This window comes from Burkholderia sp. MSMB0856, assembly GCF_001524645.2.
Classification (GTDB): domain Bacteria; phylum Pseudomonadota; class Gammaproteobacteria; order Burkholderiales; family Burkholderiaceae; genus Burkholderia; species Burkholderia diffusa.
In genome coordinates this window covers 1892598-1908794 of sequence record NZ_CP013428.1, presented here as the reverse complement: position 1 = coordinate 1908794, position 16197 = coordinate 1892598, and the positions used below count along the sequence as shown (strand labels likewise).

General features: G+C 64.7%; 13 protein-coding genes. 11 read left to right on the top strand and 2 right to left on the bottom strand.

The features are described from left to right. Positions 1 to 17: 17 nt before the first annotated feature. The 3 genes from tcuA to WS87_RS26140 are packed head-to-tail and all read left to right on the top strand — an operon-like array spanning position 18 to position 4000. The gene (gene tcuA / locus WS87_RS26150) at positions 18 to 1427 is read left to right on the top strand and encodes an FAD-dependent tricarballylate dehydrogenase TcuA (protein WP_059819509.1); all 1410 of its coding nucleotides are present in this window, start codon (positions 18 to 20) and stop codon (positions 1425 to 1427) included. Then, a complete protein-coding gene (tcuB, locus tag WS87_RS26145; RefSeq protein WP_059819508.1) occupies positions 1414 to 2622 on the top strand; it encodes a tricarballylate utilization 4Fe-4S protein TcuB in 1209 nt (402 codons plus the stop codon). The genes tcuA and tcuB overlap by 14 nt, the downstream gene beginning before the upstream one ends. A 58-nt stretch (positions 2623 to 2680) precedes the next feature. Continuing rightward, positions 2681 to 4000, top strand: a complete 1320-nt coding sequence (locus WS87_RS26140) for an MFS transporter (RefSeq protein ID WP_059819507.1) — start codon at positions 2681 to 2683, stop codon at positions 3998 to 4000. A gap of 221 nt (positions 4001 to 4221) precedes the next feature. Here WS87_RS26140 and WS87_RS26135 read toward each other — a convergent pair whose 3' ends face one another. After that, a complete protein-coding gene (locus WS87_RS26135) occupies positions 4222 to 4842 on the bottom strand; it encodes a hypothetical protein (protein ID WP_082750674.1) in 621 nt (206 codons plus the stop codon). An 811-nt stretch (positions 4843 to 5653) separates the two neighbouring features. Between WS87_RS26135 and WS87_RS26130 the strand changes: the two genes are divergently transcribed. The 5 genes from WS87_RS26130 (at position 5654) to WS87_RS26110 (ending at position 10639) form a co-directional block, all read left to right on the top strand. Then, on the top strand, positions 5654 to 6772 hold the full coding sequence (locus WS87_RS26130; protein ID WP_059819506.1) for a branched-chain amino acid ABC transporter substrate-binding protein: 1119 nt from the start codon (positions 5654 to 5656) through the stop codon (positions 6770 to 6772). 186 nt (positions 6773 to 6958) lie between these two features. Then, complete coding sequence (gene livH, locus WS87_RS26125; RefSeq protein WP_006484734.1) at positions 6959 to 7885, top strand: high-affinity branched-chain amino acid ABC transporter permease LivH; 927 nt, start codon at positions 6959 to 6961, stop codon at positions 7883 to 7885. An 11-nt stretch (positions 7886 to 7896) separates the two neighbouring features. After that, entirely contained in the window at positions 7897 to 9168 is a 1272-nt protein-coding gene (locus WS87_RS26120; RefSeq protein WP_059819505.1) for a high-affinity branched-chain amino acid ABC transporter permease LivM, read from the top strand. Then, entirely contained in the window at positions 9165 to 9938 is a 774-nt protein-coding gene (gene livG, locus WS87_RS26115) for a high-affinity branched-chain amino acid ABC transporter ATP-binding protein LivG (protein ID WP_059819504.1), read from the top strand. The genes WS87_RS26120 and livG overlap by 4 nt, the downstream gene beginning before the upstream one ends. Then, a complete protein-coding gene (locus tag WS87_RS26110; protein WP_006484776.1) occupies positions 9938 to 10639 on the top strand; it encodes an ABC transporter ATP-binding protein in 702 nt (233 codons plus the stop codon). The genes livG and WS87_RS26110 overlap by 1 nt, the downstream gene beginning before the upstream one ends. 68 nt (positions 10640 to 10707) lie before the next feature. Here WS87_RS26110 and WS87_RS26105 read toward each other — a convergent pair whose 3' ends face one another. After that, positions 10708 to 12009, bottom strand: a complete 1302-nt coding sequence (locus WS87_RS26105) for an aspartate aminotransferase family protein (protein WP_059819503.1) — start codon at positions 12007 to 12009, stop codon at positions 10708 to 10710. Between the two features lie 77 nt (positions 12010 to 12086). On the opposite strand from WS87_RS26105, the gene WS87_RS26100 reads away from it, so the two are divergent. The 3 genes from WS87_RS26100 (at position 12087) to WS87_RS26090 (ending at position 16190) form a co-directional block, all read left to right on the top strand. Beyond that, the gene (locus WS87_RS26100; RefSeq protein ID WP_059819502.1) at positions 12087 to 12971 is read left to right on the top strand and encodes a LysR family transcriptional regulator; all 885 of its coding nucleotides are present in this window, start codon (positions 12087 to 12089) and stop codon (positions 12969 to 12971) included. Positions 12972 to 13301: 330 nt separating this feature from the next. Beyond that, on the top strand, positions 13302 to 14459 hold the full coding sequence (locus tag WS87_RS26095) for a M20 aminoacylase family protein (protein ID WP_059819501.1): 1158 nt from the start codon (positions 13302 to 13304) through the stop codon (positions 14457 to 14459). A gap of 51 nt (positions 14460 to 14510) precedes the next feature. Continuing rightward, positions 14511 to 16190: a sodium:solute symporter family transporter gene (locus tag WS87_RS26090; RefSeq protein ID WP_236873243.1), complete on the top strand. Its 1680-nt coding sequence runs from the start codon at positions 14511 to 14513 to the stop codon at positions 16188 to 16190. The last annotated feature ends 7 nt before the right edge of the window (positions 16191 to 16197 follow it).

The following is a 16197-nucleotide window of genomic DNA, read 5'->3' as shown; positions in this document are numbered from 1 at the left end:
AAAAGGAGGCAAGTCTGATGGTCGATGTGCTCGTAATCGGAGGAGGCAATGCCGCGCTGTGCGCCGCATTGATGGCGCGCGAAGCGGGCGCCTCGGTGCTGCTTCTCGAATCCGCGCCGCGCGAATGGCGCGGCGGCAACTCGCAACACACGCGCAATCTGCGCTGCATGCACGATGCCCCCCAGGACGTTCTCGTCGATGCCTATCCGGAAGAGGAATTCTGGCAGGACCTGTTGAAAGTCACCGGCGGCATCACGAACGAGCATCTCGCGCGGTTGACGATCCGCGCGTCGTCGTCGTGCCGGCCGTGGATGCGGAAGCACGGCGTACGCTTCCAGCCGCCGCTGTCCGGTGCGCTGCACGTGGCACGCACCAATGCGTTCTTCATGGGCGGCGGCAAGGCGCTCGTCAACGCGTATTACCGCAGCGCCGAAGCACTCGGCGTCGATATCCGCTATGAAACGCCCGTCGATTCGCTTGAACTCGACGGTAGCCACTTCATCGCAGCGCGAAGCGGCCGCCAGCGCTTCGAGGCGCACGCCTGCGTGCTGGCGGCGGGCGGCTTTGAATCAAATCGCGAATGGCTGCGCGAAGCGTGGGGGCAAAACGAGCGCGGCGAATGGCCCGCCGACAACTTCCTGATTCGCGGCACGCGCTTCAACCAGGGCGTGCTCATCAAGCATATGGCTGACGCCGGTGCCGACATGATCGGCGACCCGTCGCAGTCGCATTGCGTCGCCATCGATGCACGCGCCCCGCTGTATGACGGTGGCATCTGCACGCGCATCGACTGCGTGTCGCTGGGCGTCGTGGTGAATCGTGACGCCGAGCGCTTTTACGACGAAGGCGAGGATTTCTGGCCGAAGCGCTATGCAATCTGGGGACGGCTCGTTGCGCATCAGCCGGGGCAGATCGGCTATTCGATCATCGACTCGAAAGCAATCGGCCGCTTCATGCCGCCGGTGTTTCCGGGCGAAAAGGCCGACACGCTGCCGGAACTCGCGCGCAAGCTCGGGCTGCCGGAAGCACGCTTCATGGAAACGCTCACGCGCTATAACGATTCGTGCCGCGACGGCACCTTCGATCACACCGCACTCGACGACTGCCACACGGAAGGTCTCGAGCCGCCCAAGACGCATTGGGCGCGTCGCATCGAGACGCCGCCGTTCTACGGTTATGCGTTGCGGCCAGGCATCACGTTCACGTATCTCGGACTGAAGACCAACGACCGCGCGCAGGTTCATTTCAGCGGCACCGCCAGTGAGAACCTGTTCGTGGCCGGCGAAATGATGGCCGGCAACGTGCTCGGCAAGGGCTATACAGCGGGCGTCGGCATGTCGATCGGCACGGCCTTCGGGCGCATTGCCGGGACGCAGGCTGCCCGCGCCGCACTCAAAACAACGGAGGCAACCCGTGCAGCAGTCTGACCCGCTCGCGCCCGAACACACGCGCACGGCCTTTTCGGTCGATACGAAAAAAACGCCACGCGACAGCACAGCGCGCGTGATTCCCATTGTGCCGATGAGCGCCAGCGAAACCGAAGTCGCTCGGCAGATGCAGATCTGCAACGCCTGCCGCTACTGCGAGGGCTTCTGCGCCGTGTTCCCTGCCATGACGCGCCGCCTGGAATTTGGCAAGGCGGACGTCAACTATCTGGCGAATCTCTGCCACAACTGCGGAGCGTGCTATCACGCGTGCCAATACGCGCCGCCGCATGAGTTCGGCGTGAACGTGCCGAAAGCGATGGCCGAAGTCCGGCTCGAAACCTACACCGAGTATGCGTTTCCCGCGTCGTTCGGCGCGCTGTACAAGCGCAACGGCTTGACTGTGTCGGTCGCGCTGGCGGCCGGGCTCGCGCTGTTTCTGCTGCTCGGTACGGCATTGCACGGCGGCTTGTCCGGCGATGTCGCACCCGCGAACTTCTACGCGATATTCCCGCACAACCTGCTCGCGGTGATGTTCGGCATCGTTTTCCTGTTCGCCATTCTCGCGCTCGGTATGGGCGTCACGCGCTTCTGGCGCGACGTGTCGGCAGGACCGGCGAGCGCGCCAGCCGTCGCGGAAGCGGCCAGGAACGCACTGACGCTCAAGTACCTGGACGGCGGCCACGGCGACGGCTGCAACGAAGAGAACGATACGTTCACGCTGGCGCGGCGCCGTTTCCATCACCTGACGTTCTACGGCTTCATTCTGTGCTTTGCGGCGACCGCCGTCGCGACGCTCTATCACTACGCCTTCGGCCTGGAAGCGCCGTATCCGTTTCTGAGCGTGCCGGTGCTGCTGGGAACCGCAGGCGGCATTGGACTGATTGCGGGGCCGGCGGGACTGCTGTGGCTGAACCTGAAACGCGTTCCGGAGCGCGGCGATGCCCGTCAGCGTCCGATGGACCGCGGCTTCATCGCGCTCCTGCTTCTGACGAGCACATCCGGTCTCGCACTGTTCGCGCTCCGCACGACCTCGGCAATGCCGTCGCTGCTCGCGATTCATCTTGGCATCGTGATGGCGCTGTTCGCCACGCTGCCTTACGGCAAGTTCGCGCACGGCATCTTCCGCTCGGCGGCGTTGCTCAAATCGTCGATAGAGAAGCGGCAACGCAACACACTGAGCCTCGGTTCGGATTAGCCCGTTACCCGGGTGCGCGTTGCGCGCCCATCACTATAGACAAGAAGCAGGAGACGCAATGAACCGTACCGAACCGATCGCCGCGACGTCCGGCGTTTCGCCCATGACGAGGGCCGCCGCCGTGTTGCGTGTGACGAGCGGCAATTTCATCGAACAGTTCGATTTCTTTCTGTTCGGTTTCTACGCGACATCGATCTCGAAGATCTTCTTTCCGTCTACCAGCGAGTTCGCGTCGCTGATGCTCACCTTCGCGGTGTTCGGCGCGGGCTTTCTGATGCGTCCGCTCGGTGCGATCTTTCTCGGCGCGTATATCGACAAGGTCGGACGGCGCACCGGGCTGATCGTTACGCTGTCGATTATGGCGAGCGGCACCATTCTGATTGCCTGCGTGCCTGGGTATGCGACCATCGGTCTGCTCGCGCCGGCGCTCGTGCTGCTCGGGCGTCTGTTGCAGGGCTTTTCGGCAGGAGCCGAACTCGGTGGCGTATCCGTCTATCTCGCGGAAATGGCGACGCCCGGCAACAAAGGTTTCTACACGAGTTGGCAGTCGGCGAGCCAGCAGGTGGCTATCGTCATGGCAGCGGCCATCGGTTACAGTCTGAACGAATGGTTGTCCGCACCGCAGATCGCCGCATGGGGCTGGCGCGTGCCGTTCTTTATCGGCTGTGCGATCGTGCCGTTCCTGTTCGTGTTGCGCCGCTCGCTGCAGGAGACCGCAGCGTTCGAAGCGCGACGGCATCATCCGCAGGCACGCGACATTTTTGCGATGCTGCTCGGCAACTGGCGCACCGTGATCGGCGGCATGCTGCTGACGGCAATGACCACCACCACCTTCTATCTCATCACGGTCTATACACCGACCTTTGGCAAGTCGGTACTGAAGCTGTCCACCTCTGACAGCTTGATGGCGACGCTGCTTGTGGCTGCATCGAATTTCGTCTGGCTTCCGATCGGCGGCACGATCTCCGACCGCATCGGCCGCAAGCCGGTGCTGCTCGCCATTTCCGTGCTGGCGATCTTCACGGCTTATCCGGCGCTGTCCTGGCTTGCCGATGCACCGAGCTTTGCGCGCATGCTGATCGTGCTGCTGTGGTTCTCGTTCTTCTTCGGCATGTATAACGGCGCGATGGTCGCCGCGCTCACTGAAGTGATGCCGGTCGAAGTGCGCGTCGCGGGCTTCTCGCTGGCGTTCAGTCTCGCGACGGCGCTGTTCGGCGGCTTTACGCCGGCGGTATCGACGTATCTGATTCAGGTCCTGCATGACAAGGCCGCGCCCGGTTACTGGCTGAGCTTCGCTGCGCTCTGCGGCTTGTGCGCGACGCTCGGGCTGTACCGTCGCCGCGCGGACAGCAACGCGTCGGCGGCATCGTCGGCCTGATAACGATTGCATCAGCGCGTTTCAGTCACCCCGGCTTCGCGCCGGGCTTTCGTTTTCCAGCGGGGGCAAGAAGCGTCGATGCGGTCCAGCTTGCGCAGCAACGCAGGTCACGCCATCTTGCCGTTGGAGCGGCGTGTCCCCCACGCAGCATGTGCCCGTGTCGCACTGAGCAGCGCAGCACGCTGAGCAGGGCAGCAATCACTATCCGCCACCACCAACCATCACCAAGCGATATTGCAAGACGACCGCGATGCTCCCGCACCGCCGGTAGCCGTGCAATGCGAACCCGTGCCGTTGTCGTAGAACGTCCGCGTCACCGGCTGCGGCATCGATGGGTCGTACGGATTCGGCGCACCGTGCGGACCGCGCGCGGCATCGAAAGGTCGCGTGGGTGCATATGAATTCTTGCCGCCAGGCGCTTGCGACCCGTTGGCCCTCAGATAATCAGTCCAGTTCTGCGCGCGCTGTTCGTATCGGGGCAATGCGCGACCGAAGCTATCGCTGCCGCCCGCGCCGAGCGCAACGCGCTTCGAAGGCCATGCAGAATTGCCGGCCCCGTGTTCAACCGAAGGCTGCGGCTCGAGCGTATCGCCCGAAACCCGCAACGGCCGCGTATCAGGCGTATCGAACGGACTACGTTCAGGCGGCGCCGCGTACTTCACGCGCCGCGTCGTTAGCGCGGCACGCGCGTCATCCCTGGCCACAGCCCGGCGTTCCGAACGAAACACATTGGCCCCGCCAGAACGATCAACCAGCGAATCGCGGCCCGAGGCGTCGGCAGTCGAAACAGAAATCGCACAAGCCAGCGCGGCGGCGGAAGAAAAACGGAGAGGATGATTCATCGGGATCCGAACCAGGTGATGTGCAATGAGAAAAAACGGCAGATCACTGGCTGGCGGCTCGGCGACGTATGGGCGTCGAAGCGGCCCTGAAGCGACTGCGAATCGCGGAGAGGCGACTCACAGGAAGGCTGGCTGGATTGCAGAAGCGAGGGCGCATTATTTCATAAAAATAACAAACAGCTTTCGTGCGACTGATGGATGTCGGCAAACAGAAGGATTGGCGGCACAGTCGCATCCCCCCGACACGGTGCGCGCCGACACAATCATCAGTCGATTGATCTTCGGCGATCGGACCCTAAGCATCCAAAAATGCACACGACGCACGACGACAAATCGCCGAAACCTAAACCCGGCAAGGAATCCGTCGACAAGCCCACCCAAAATCGCAACCCAATTGCACCCGCCGCAAACGTTCGCCGCCCACGCCAGTTGCTCCCCCATCGCCACCTTGCGCGAGCCAAGTTTCTCCGTGTTTTCCCTCATAGAAGCGGCATTTTTGACAGACGATTTAAAAACCCCCATATAATTTCGACTGCCTTGCCAACGGCTGTCGGACCATCCCTCCGGACGAGCAGTTGGCAAGCGGGGCAGGCGAAACGCTTGCGCAATGCAAGACGCATCACGATGTCTTTCCGAACCAGACGTCCCCCTTGGGGGACTGCAAGAGCCGGGCCCCGCTACGCAACATCCATCCGCAGGTCCGTCTTCATGTGTCTCGGGCGTGTCCCATGTCCTCGCCCCGGGTGCTGTTCGATTGCGCAAGTCATGCCGCCTTTGCCCGTATGACTAAACAACATCGAGGAGCTCCCAGATGACGCTGTCCCGTCTTACGTCCATTTCCGCCGCCGCCGTGCTGTTCGCCGCCGGCGCCGCCGCCGCGCAAGCGGAAACCGTGAAGATCGCCATCGCTGGTCCGATGAGCGGCTCGGTCGCCCAATACGGCGACATGGTGAAGGCCGGCGCGCTGACCGCGATCGAACAGATCAACGCGGCCGGCGGTGCGGGCGGCAACAAGTTCGAAGTCGTGCAGATGGACGACGCATGCGAACCGAAGCAGGCCGTCGCCGTCGCCAACAAGATCGTCAGCCAGAAGATCAAGTACGTGATCGGTCACGTGTGCTCGGGTTCGACGATCCCCGCATCCGACATCTACGAAAACGAAGGCATCGTGATGGTCACGCCGTCGGCCACCGCGCCGCAGCTGACGGAAGGCAAGAAGCGCCACTTCATCTTCCGCACGATCGGCCGCGACGACCAGCAAGGCCCGGCTGCCGCGCACTACATCATCAACAACGTGAAGCCGAAGAAGGTCGCGGTCCTGCACGACAAGCAGTCGTACGGCCAGGGCATCGCGTCGTCGGTGAAGAAGGACCTCGAAGCCGCGAAGATCCCGGTCGTGCTGTTCGAAGGCATCAACGCCGGCGATTCGGACTACTCGGCGATCATCACGAAGCTGAAGTCGCAAGGCGTCGATTTCGTCTACTTCGGCGGCTACCACCCGGAAATGGGCCTGCTGATGCGCCAGGCGCGCGAGCAGGGCGTGAAGGCCACGTTCATGGGGCCTGAAGGCGTGGGCAACAAGGACGTGACGGCGATCGCCGGTCCGGCTTCGGAAGGCATGCTCGTCACGCTGCCGGCCGACTTCTCGGCCGATCCGGCCAACGCGGCGCTCGTGAAGGCGTTCGCGGACAAGAAGCGCGACCCGAACGGCCCGTTCCAGATGCCGTCGTACGCAGCGGTGAAGATCATCGCCGACGCGATCGCCGGCGCGAAGACGACCGACCCGACGAAGGTCGCCGCGTACATGCACAAGACGACGTTCGACACGCCGATCGGCAAGGTCTCGTATGACGCCCAGGGCGACCTGAAGGCGTTCAAGTTCGTCGTCTACACGTGGCACAAGGACGCGACGAAGACCGCCGCCAAGTAACAACGGAGTATCCGCCCGCGCGCCCGCCCCGTCCGAGACCCGGACGGGGCGGGCGCGCATTCGCGCCGTGCATGACCGCATTGCGCGGCCGACGGGCGGCCCGAGACGACACCGTGCGTTGCGCGCGGCCGAACGCCGTGATCCGGCGACGGCACGCGACCCAGCGCCAACGGGAGCTTCCCGCACATGACTGACTTCTTTCCTCAATTCGCCCAGCAGCTGGTCAACGGCCTGACGCTGGGTGCGATCTATGCGCTGATCGCCATCGGCTATTCGATGGTCTACGGCATCATCGGCATGATCAACTTCGCCCACGGCGAGATCTACATGATCGGCGCCTACGTGGGCCTCGTGACCCTCACCGCCATCGGCATCTCCGCCGGCTATCCGCTGCCGCTCGTGCTCGGCGCCGCACTGATCGTGTCGGTGATCGTCACCGGCCTGTACGGCTTCGCGGTCGAGCGCGTCGCGTATCGCCCGCTGCGCGGCGGCCCGCGCCTCGTGCCGCTGATCTCCGCGATCGGCATGTCGATCTTCCTGCAGAACTACGTGCAGATTGGCCAGGGCGCGCGCGACGTGTCCGTGCCGGTGCTGATCTCCGGCGCATTCGACATCCACCTCGGCGGCGACTACGACGTGACGATTCCGTATGCGCGTCTGTTGATCGTCTGCGTGACGATCGTGCTGATGATCGCGCTGACGCTGTTTATCTCGCATTCGCGGATGGGCCGTGCCTGCCGCGCATGCGCTGAAGACATGAAGATGGCGAACCTGCTCGGCATCGACACGAACCGCGTGATCTCGTTCACCTTCGTGCTCGGTGCGATGCTGGCGGCCGTCGGCGGCGTGCTGATCGGGCTGACGATTGGCAAGCTGAATCCGTACATCGGCTTCGTCGCGGGCATCAAGGCGTTCACCGCCGCGGTGCTGGGCGGGATCGGCAGCATCCCGGGCGCGATGCTCGGCGGCGTGCTGCTGGGCCTCGCCGAAACCTTCGCCGCAGGCTACATGCCGGCCGAGTACAAGGACGTCGTCGCGTTCGGCCTGCTCGTGCTGATCCTGCTCTTCCGCCCGACCGGCCTGCTCGGCAAGTCGGACATCGAAAAGGTTTGAGGGAGACGCAGATGAGTCAAGTCATTTCCGTTCGCCGCCCGGCCGCCGACGCTTCGGTCGGCCAGGCGCTGAAGAATGCCGCGGCCGCCGCGCTGTTGACGGCGATGCTCACGATTCCGGTGCTCGGGCTGCAGCTGAAGCTCGACGGCTATCAGGTCGTGCTGACGCCGCACTGGCGTCCGGTGTGGATCGCGGTCGCGGCCGTGTTCCTGTTCCAGTTGTTCAAGCCGTGGCTCGTGCGCGCGAAATCCGCCGTGAAGCTGCCGGCGATGCCCGCGATGGGCGCGCAGCAGCAGCGCGCGATCATCTGGGTGCTGCTCGCGGTCGGCCTCGTGTGGCCGTTCTTCGGTTCGCGCGGTGCCGTGGACGTCGCGACGCTCGCGCTGATCTACGTGATCCTCGGCCTCGGGCTGAACATCGTGGTCGGTTTCGCGGGGCTGCTCGATCTCGGCTATGTCGGGTTCTACGCGGTCGGCGGCTATACGTACGCGATGCTGAACCAGTATTTCGGGCTGTCGTTCTGGGAGTGCCTGCCGATCGCGGCGATCGCCTCGGCGACGTTCGGCTTCCTGCTCGGCTTCCCGGTGTTGCGTCTGCGCGGCGACTATCTCGCGATCGTCACGCTCGGCTTCGGCGAAATCATCCGCCTGCTCGCCAACAACCTGACGAGCCTCACGGGTGGCCCGGACGGCATCTCGAGCATTCCGAAGCCGACGGTGTTCGGCTTCGAGATGGCGCGCTCGGCGAGCGTCGAGGGCGCGAAGACCTTCCATGAACTGATCGGGCTGGAATACAGCGGCGAGCACATGGTGATCTTCCTGTACCTGATCGCGCTGGTGCTGGTCGGCTTCACGCTGTTCGTGACGAGCCGCCTGATCCGCATGCCGATGGGTCGTGCGTGGGAAGCGCTGCGCGACGACGAGATCGCATGCCGTTCGCTGGGCCTGAACCCGACGCGCATCAAGCTGTCGGCGTTCACGCTCGGCGCGGCGTTCGCGGGCATCGGCGGCGCGTTCTTCGCCGCGCGTCAGGGCCTCGTGAATCCTGAATCGTTCACCTTCATCGAATCGGCGCTGATCCTCGCGATCGTCGTGCTCGGCGGGATGGGTTCGCAGCTCGGCGTGATTCTCGCGGCGATCCTGCTGACCGTGCTGCCGGAAGTCGCGCGCGGCTTCGCCGAGTACCGGATGCTGATCTTCGGTCTGGTGATGGTGTTGATGATGATGTGGCGTCCGCAGGGCCTGCTGCCCGCGAGCCGTCCCCACGTGGAGCTGCCGCAATGAGCGCGAATACGGAACTGTTGAAGGTCGCCGGGCTGCAGATGCGCTTCGGCGGGTTGCTCGCGGTGGACGGTATCGATTTCGACGTGCGCCGCAACGAGGTGTTCGCGATCATCGGGCCGAACGGCGCGGGCAAGACCACGGTGTTCAACTGCGTCGGCGGCTTCTACAAGCCGACCGGCGGCGACGTCGTGCTCGACGGCCACGCGATCGCCGGGTTGCCGAGCCACAAGATCGCCTTGAAGGGTCTCGTGCGCACGTTCCAGAACATCCGCCTGTTCAAGTCGCTGACGGTCGTCGAGAACCTGCTCGTCGCGCAGCATCGCAAGGTGAAGTCGGGGATGCTGCACGGCCTGTTCGCGACGCCCGCGTATCGCCGCGCGGAGAGGGAAGCGCTCGAACGCGCGGCCGTATGGCTCGACCGGATGGGGCTGACGTCGGTCGCCAACCGGCAGGCCGGCACGCTGTCGTACGGGCACCAGCGGCGCCTGGAGATCGCGCGCTGCATGATCACCGAGCCGCGCCTGTTGATGCTCGACGAGCCGGCGGCCGGTCTCAACCCGCAGGAGAAGATCGAGCTGCAGCACCTGATCGACAAGCTGCGCCACGAGTTCGGCGTGTCGGTGCTGCTGATCGAACACGACATGAGCCTCGTGATGGGCGTGTCGGACCGCATCCTCGTGATGGAGCACGGCCGGCCGATCGTGATCGGCACGCCGGAAGCGGTTCGCAACGACCCGCGCGTGATCAAGGCGTATCTGGGGGAAGAGTGATGCTGAAGCTGGAACAGGTCCATACGCACTACGGCGCGGTCGAGGCGCTCGCGGGCGTGTCGATCGAGGTGAACAAGGGCGAGATCGTCACGCTGATCGGCAGCAACGGCGCCGGCAAGACGACGCTGATGATGACCGTGTGCGGCACGCCGCGCGCATCGTCGGGCCGCGTGCTGTTCGAGGGCAACGACATCACCGCGATGTCGACGCACCAGATCATGCGGCAGGGGATGGCGATCTCGCCGGAAGGGCGGCGCGTGTTCCCGAGCCTGACGGTGCTCGAAAACCTGAAGATGGGCGGCTTCTTCGCGAGCCGTCACGAGATCGACGACGGCATCGAGCACGTCTTCAAGCTGTTTCCGCGCCTGAAGGAGCGCGCGGCGCAGCGGGCCGGCACGATGTCGGGCGGCGAGCAGCAGATGCTCGCGATCGGCCGCGCGCTGATGAGCAAGCCGCGCCTGCTGCTGCTCGATGAGCCGACGCTCGGTCTCGCGCCGCTCGTGATCGCGCAGATCTTCGACATCATCCGGACGATTCGCGACGAAGGCGTCACGGTGTTTCTCGTCGAGCAGAACGCGAACAAGGCGCTCGGCGTGGCCGATCGCGGCTACGTGCTCGAAACGGGGCGCGTGGTGCTCGCCGATACGGGCGCGAACCTGCTCGCGAACGACCGGATCAAGCAGGCGTATCTCGGCGGTTGATGCTGGATGCCGCCGGCCTGCAACGGGCCGGCGGCACGTGGTTCCGCTGACGCCGACGGGCGGCCCGCTTACAGCGCGCGCGTGATCGCCTGTTCCAGTAGCGACAGCCCGAGATCGATTTCCGCTTCGCTGACCGTCAGCGGCGGCGCGATCCGGAACACGCCGCCCATGCCGGGCAACTGCACGATGTTCATGCTGAGCCCGAGGTTCATGCACTCGCGCGTGATCTTCGCGCCGAGCCCGTCCGCCGGTTCCTTTGTCTTCCTATCCTTGACGATCTCGACGCCGAGCAGCAACCCGCGTCCGCGCACGTCGCCGATGCAGTCGAAGCGTTCCATCAGATCGAGCAGCCCGCGCCGGAGCCGGTCGCCCATCACGTTCGCCCGCTGGACGAGGCCGTCGCGCTGCACCACGTCGAGCACGCGCAGGCCGACCGCCGCCGGCAGCGGGTCCGACACGTGCGTCGTGTAGAACAGGTAGCCGAGTTCGTGCGCGCGTTCCTCGATCCGCGCGGACGTGACGACGGCCGCGAGCGGCAGCCCCGCGCCGAGCGTCTTCGACAGCGTGAGGATGTCGGGCGTCACGCCGTCGCGCTGGCACGCGAACATCGTTCCCGTGCGCCCGACACCGGTTTGCGCTTCGTCGAGGATCAGCAGCATCCCGCGCTCCTCGCACTTGCGCTTGAGCGCCGCCATGTAGCCTTCCGGCAGTTCGATGATGCCGCCCGAACTGAGAATCGGCTCCGCGATGAACGCGGCGAGGTTGCCGCTCGACTGGCGATCGATCAGGTCGAATGCGTAGTCGAGTTCGGCGAGCGGATCGTAGGCGCCGTTGCGCTCGAAGCGCGGCCGGTACGTGAACGGCGCCGGAATCGCGAACGAACCGACAGTGGCGGGGCCGACGCCCTTGCGGCCGGCGCTGTACGTGGCGGACGCCGCCGCGCCCGTCATCCCGTGCCATGACTGCGCGAAGGCGACGATCTCGTACTTGCCGGTGACGAGCTTCGCCATCCGGATCGCCGCTTCGTTCGATTCCGCGCCGGTGCTCAGCAGCAGCGCGCGATCGAGCCCGGGCGGCGTGATGTCGGCGAGGCGCGTCGCGAGATCGACGACGGGGCGCGACAGCATTCCACTGAACAGGTGATCGAGCTTGCCTGCGTATTCGACGATGACGGAAACGATCTCCGGATGGCTGTGCCCGAGCACCGCGCTCATCTGCCCCGACGTGAAATCGAGGATCGCGCGGCCGTCGGCGTCGTAGACGAAGCTGCCTTGTGCGCGCTCGATGATCATCGGCTCGAACGTGCCGCCGTAGCGGATCAGGTGCTGCCTGGCGTTGTGCCAGAAGATTGCGTCGTCGTTCAGGGACATCGGGCTTCTCCGGACAAGGGCCAGGGAACGCTTGCAGTCTAGGCGCCGGTCTGGTTTTATGGAAACGAATAGTGCTTATGCAAGGTAGAAAGGGAGCTAATACCTTGGGACGTTCGCTCGACATAGACCTGCTACGCTCGTTCGTCGTCATCGCCGAGATGCGCTCGCTGAGCCGCGCGGCGGCGCGGGTCGGCCGCACGCAATCCGCGCTCAGCCAGCAGATGCGGCGGCTCGAGGAGAGCGTCGACCAGCCGTTGTTCCAGCGCACCGGCCGCGGCGTGGTGCTGACGCATCCCGGCGAGCGGCTGCTCGTGCATGCGCAGCGCATCCTGCGGCAGCACGACGAGGCGATGGCCGACCTGTGCGGCACCGGGTTGTCGGGCACGATCCGGTTCGGCTGTCCGGACGATTACGCAGCCGTGTTCCTGCCATCGCTGCTGCGACAGTTTTCGAGCCAGCATCCGCAGGCGATCGTTGAAGTCGTGTGCGGGCCGACGCCGCGGCTGCTCGAACAACTCGACAAGCGGGCGGTCGACCTCGCGATGATCTCGATGCCGGACGACGATTCGAGCGACGATTTCATCCGCCGCGAGCAACTGGTCTGGATAGGGTATCCAGGTCTCGATGCCGCACAGTTCGATCCGTTGCCGCTCGCACTGTCCGATCCCGATACGCTCGATCACATCGCGGCCTGCGACGCGTTGCAGCGAGCGGGCCGCGATTATCGCGTCGCGTATGCGAGCAGCAGTCTTGCGGGGCTGACTGCACTGGTGCGTTCAGGGCAGGCGTTCGCGGTGATGACGCAGACAGCGGTGCCGGCCGATCTGGCGATTCTGGCCGGCGATCGCGGGCTGCCGCCGTTGCCGGCGGTGGGTATTACGCTGCGGTTCGACGGGAAGCGGCCGGCGCATCTGACGGCGACGTTTGCGGAGCATATCCGGCTCATGCTGCCGTTGTTGTGACGCGCGGCGCGAGGTCGACTGGGCTTCGTAAATCCAGATCGATCAGTAAGACTTAATGTTGTGCGGGTCGAATCGCGAGCGCATTCACGCGCTGCTGCCCGACTGCTTCCGCACGAAATCGTGCTGCTCCGACGTTCGACCCAAGGCGGCCGGCAAATCCACTCGTGTCGTCGCGTGCCTATGCGCTCTCTGCATAGGAAATGCCGAAACTTTGCATTGGACCGCATATTTTGCGATTTCTAGAATCGGGCGAACGTCGAGCCTTGTTCGACAGATTCGTTCAGCCACGCCGCGCTTGTCGCGCGGCAGCAATCCCCGAGGAATCGCTCAATGCAGATCAGTACACCCGTCGCCGCACTGTCCGAGGACATGAAAGCGTGGCGCCGACAGATTCACAGCCGCCCGGAAATCGCGTTTCAGGAAACCGGCACGGCCGCGTTCGTCGCGGAGTTGCTGCGCTCGTTCGGCATCGATACGCATACCGGAATCGGCCGCACCGGCGTGGTGGGCGTCATCGACGGCAACGGCGGGCCGGGCCCCACGATTGCATTGCGCGCCGACATGGATGCGCTGCCGATCCAGGAAGAAGGCCGGCCGGTTTATCGCTCGGTCCATCACGGACTGTTTCATGGCTGCGGCCACGACGGACACACCGCGATCCTGCTCGGCACGGCGAAGCTGCTGGCCGGCCGTCGCCAGTTCAAGGGGCGGGTCGTGTTGGTATTCCAGCCGGCCGAGGAAATCGTCAAAGGCAGCCAGGCGATGCTCGACGATCAGTTGCTCGAGCGTTTCCCGTTCGACGAAATCTATGGGTTGCACAACCATCCGCAGCTCGAGCCGGGCAAGATCGGCGTGCGCGTCGGATCGCAGCTTGCCGCGGTGGATTTTTTCTCGATCGCGATTCGCGGCACCGGCAGTCATGGCGGAACGCCGCATCGCGGTGTCGATCCGATCGCCATCGGCGCGTTGCTCGTCACTGCATTGCAGACCGTCGTCAGCCGCGCGATCGATCCGCTCGACAGCGCGGTGCTGAGCATCTGTCAGTTCGTTGCGGGGGCGACGGCGAACGTCATTCCCGATCGCGCGTCGCTGCAAGGCACCACGCGCGCGCTGTCGCCGCTGGCGCGCGAACGCTTGCACCGGCGCATGCGAGAGATCTGCGACGGCGTTGCGCTGTCGCACGGATGCGCGATCGATCTCGACATTTCGCACGGCACGCCGCCCACGATCAACGCGGAAGCTCCGGCGCGATGTGTCATGGCGGCTGCCGATACCGTGGTCGGCGCCGCTAACGTGCTGACCGACGTGGCACCGTTGATGGCGGGTGACGATGTCGCGCGCTTTCTCGAGGTGCGGCCCGGTTGCTATTTCTTTCTCGGGCAGGGCGGTCACATGTGCCATCACCCCGAATACGACTTCAACGACGACGTGGCACCGATCGGTGTCGCGATTTTCGACGAAGTCGTGCGGCGCCGTCTCGGCGTCTGACGGAAAACGTCGCGCGGCCGAAGCATTCATAAAAAAATGGAGGAGAACATCATGGAGCATGCAGTGTTCCGAGCTCGGCGGACGATGGCCGCCCTGTCGGCAGGCGTGTGCGCCGCGGCCCCAATGGGCGCGGCATGTGCGGCCGAAGCACCGGCGCAGCGCGTCGCAAGCGGGTATACGCTTGCGCCGTTTCTGCTCTTCGTCGCGTTGACGCTCGGCATCACGTACTGGGCATCGCGTCGCAACCGCTCGGTTTCGCAGTTCTATACGGCCGGCGGCGGCGTCACGCCCTTGCAGAACGGCTTCGCGCTCGCCGGCGACTACATGTCCGCATCGTCGTTCCTCGGTGCGGTCGGCATGATGGCCGGCTCGGGCTACGACTCCATCATTTACGGCGTCGGCACGCTGATCGGCTGGCCGATCCTGCTGTTCCTCGTCGCGGAACCGCTACGCAATCTCGGACGCTTCACCCTCGCCGACGTCGTCGCGTTTCGTCTCGAGGAGCGTCCGGTTCGGAGCCTGGCCGCGGTGAATTCGCTGGTGATCGTGTTGTTCTATCTCGTCATCCAGCTGGTCGGCGCCGGCAAGCTGATCCAGCTGCTGTTCGGCGTGCCTTACATGGTGGCGATGCTCGCGGTTGGCGCGCTGGTGCTCGTGTACGTGCTGATCGGCGGGATGCTGGCTACCACGTGGGTGCAGATCGTGAAGGCGGTGCTGATGGTCGCGATCGGTACGTATCTGGCGTTCGAGGTGCTGCAGGCGACCGGCTTCAGCGCGAGCCGGCTGATCGGCGCGGTGGTGCAATTTCATCCGGCCGGCACGGCCGTGCTGGCGCCGAGCCGGCTCGTCACGAACCCCGTGGATGCGATTTCGCTCGGCATGTCGTTGATCTTCGGCATGGTAGGCCTGCCGCATATCCTGAGCCGCCTGTTCACCGTACGCGACGGCGCCGCGGCCAGGCAATCGGCTTTCTACGCAACCGCGCTCATCGCGTGGTTCTATACCGCGGTCGTCGTGATCGGCGCGGGTGCGATCGTATTCGTGCTCCGCAATCCCGCTTTCCTGGACCCGGCCACGCACACGCTGATCGGCGGCGGAAACATGGCGGCGATGCATCTGAGTCATTACTTCGGCGGCGAGGTCTTCCTCGGCATCATGTCCGCAGTGGCGTTCGCAACGATCCTGGCGGTCGTCGCGGGGCTCACGATTTCGGGCGCATCGGCGGTCGGTCACGATCTGTACACGCGCATCCTGTGCAGGGGGCAAGCCGATCCGGCACGCGAACTGGCGGTGTCGCGCCGGGCCACGTTCGTATTGGTGGTGGCTGCGCTGCTGCTGTCGCATCTCGTGCAAAACCTGAACATCAGCTTCCTGGTCGGGCTCGCGTTCTCCATTTCGGCAAGCACCAACTTCCCGATCCTGATGCTGTCGATGTTCTGGCGACGATTGACGACGCGCGGCGTACTGGCTGGCGGAATTGTCGGGTTGGTGTCGTCGGTCGGGCTGCTCGTTACCGGGCCGACGATGTGGGTGGGCATCCTGAAGCACGACGGTGCGCTCTTTCCGTACGCGAATCCGACCTTGTTCTCGATGACGCTGGCGTTCGCCGTCGCATGGCTCGCATCGATTACCGACTCGTCTGCCCGCGCGGCGGCGGAGCGTGCGCGATTCGATGCGCAGATGTTCCGCAGCGCGACCGGGATCGGCATCAGCGCCCCCCAAACTCACTGATCAGTGG

Bases quoted from the DNA above. Each gene is read 5' to 3' on its own strand.
- tcuA (WP_059819509.1), top strand. From the start codon at position 18: ATGGTCGATGTGCTCGTAATCGGAGGAGGCAATGCCGCGCTGTGCGCC.
- WS87_RS26140 (WP_059819507.1), top strand. From the start codon at position 2,681: ATGAACCGTACCGAACCGATCGCCGCGACGTCCGGCGTTTCGCCCATG.
- WS87_RS26135 (WP_082750674.1), bottom strand. From the start codon at position 4,842: ATGAATCATCCTCTCCGTTTTTCTTCCGCCGCCGCGCTGGCTTGTGCG.
- WS87_RS26130 (WP_059819506.1), top strand. From the start codon at position 5,654: ATGACGCTGTCCCGTCTTACGTCCATTTCCGCCGCCGCCGTGCTGTTC.
- livH (WP_006484734.1), top strand. From the start codon at position 6,959: ATGACTGACTTCTTTCCTCAATTCGCCCAGCAGCTGGTCAACGGCCTG.
- WS87_RS26120 (WP_059819505.1), top strand. From the start codon at position 7,897: ATGAGTCAAGTCATTTCCGTTCGCCGCCCGGCCGCCGACGCTTCGGTC.
- livG (WP_059819504.1), top strand. From the start codon at position 9,165: ATGAGCGCGAATACGGAACTGTTGAAGGTCGCCGGGCTGCAGATGCGC.
- WS87_RS26110 (WP_006484776.1), top strand. From the start codon at position 9,938: ATGCTGAAGCTGGAACAGGTCCATACGCACTACGGCGCGGTCGAGGCG.
- WS87_RS26105 (WP_059819503.1), bottom strand. From the start codon at position 12,009: ATGTCCCTGAACGACGACGCAATCTTCTGGCACAACGCCAGGCAGCAC.
- WS87_RS26100 (WP_059819502.1), top strand. From the start codon at position 12,087: ATGCAAGGTAGAAAGGGAGCTAATACCTTGGGACGTTCGCTCGACATA.
- WS87_RS26095 (WP_059819501.1), top strand. From the start codon at position 13,302: ATGCAGATCAGTACACCCGTCGCCGCACTGTCCGAGGACATGAAAGCG.
- WS87_RS26090 (WP_236873243.1), top strand. From the start codon at position 14,511: ATGGAGCATGCAGTGTTCCGAGCTCGGCGGACGATGGCCGCCCTGTCG.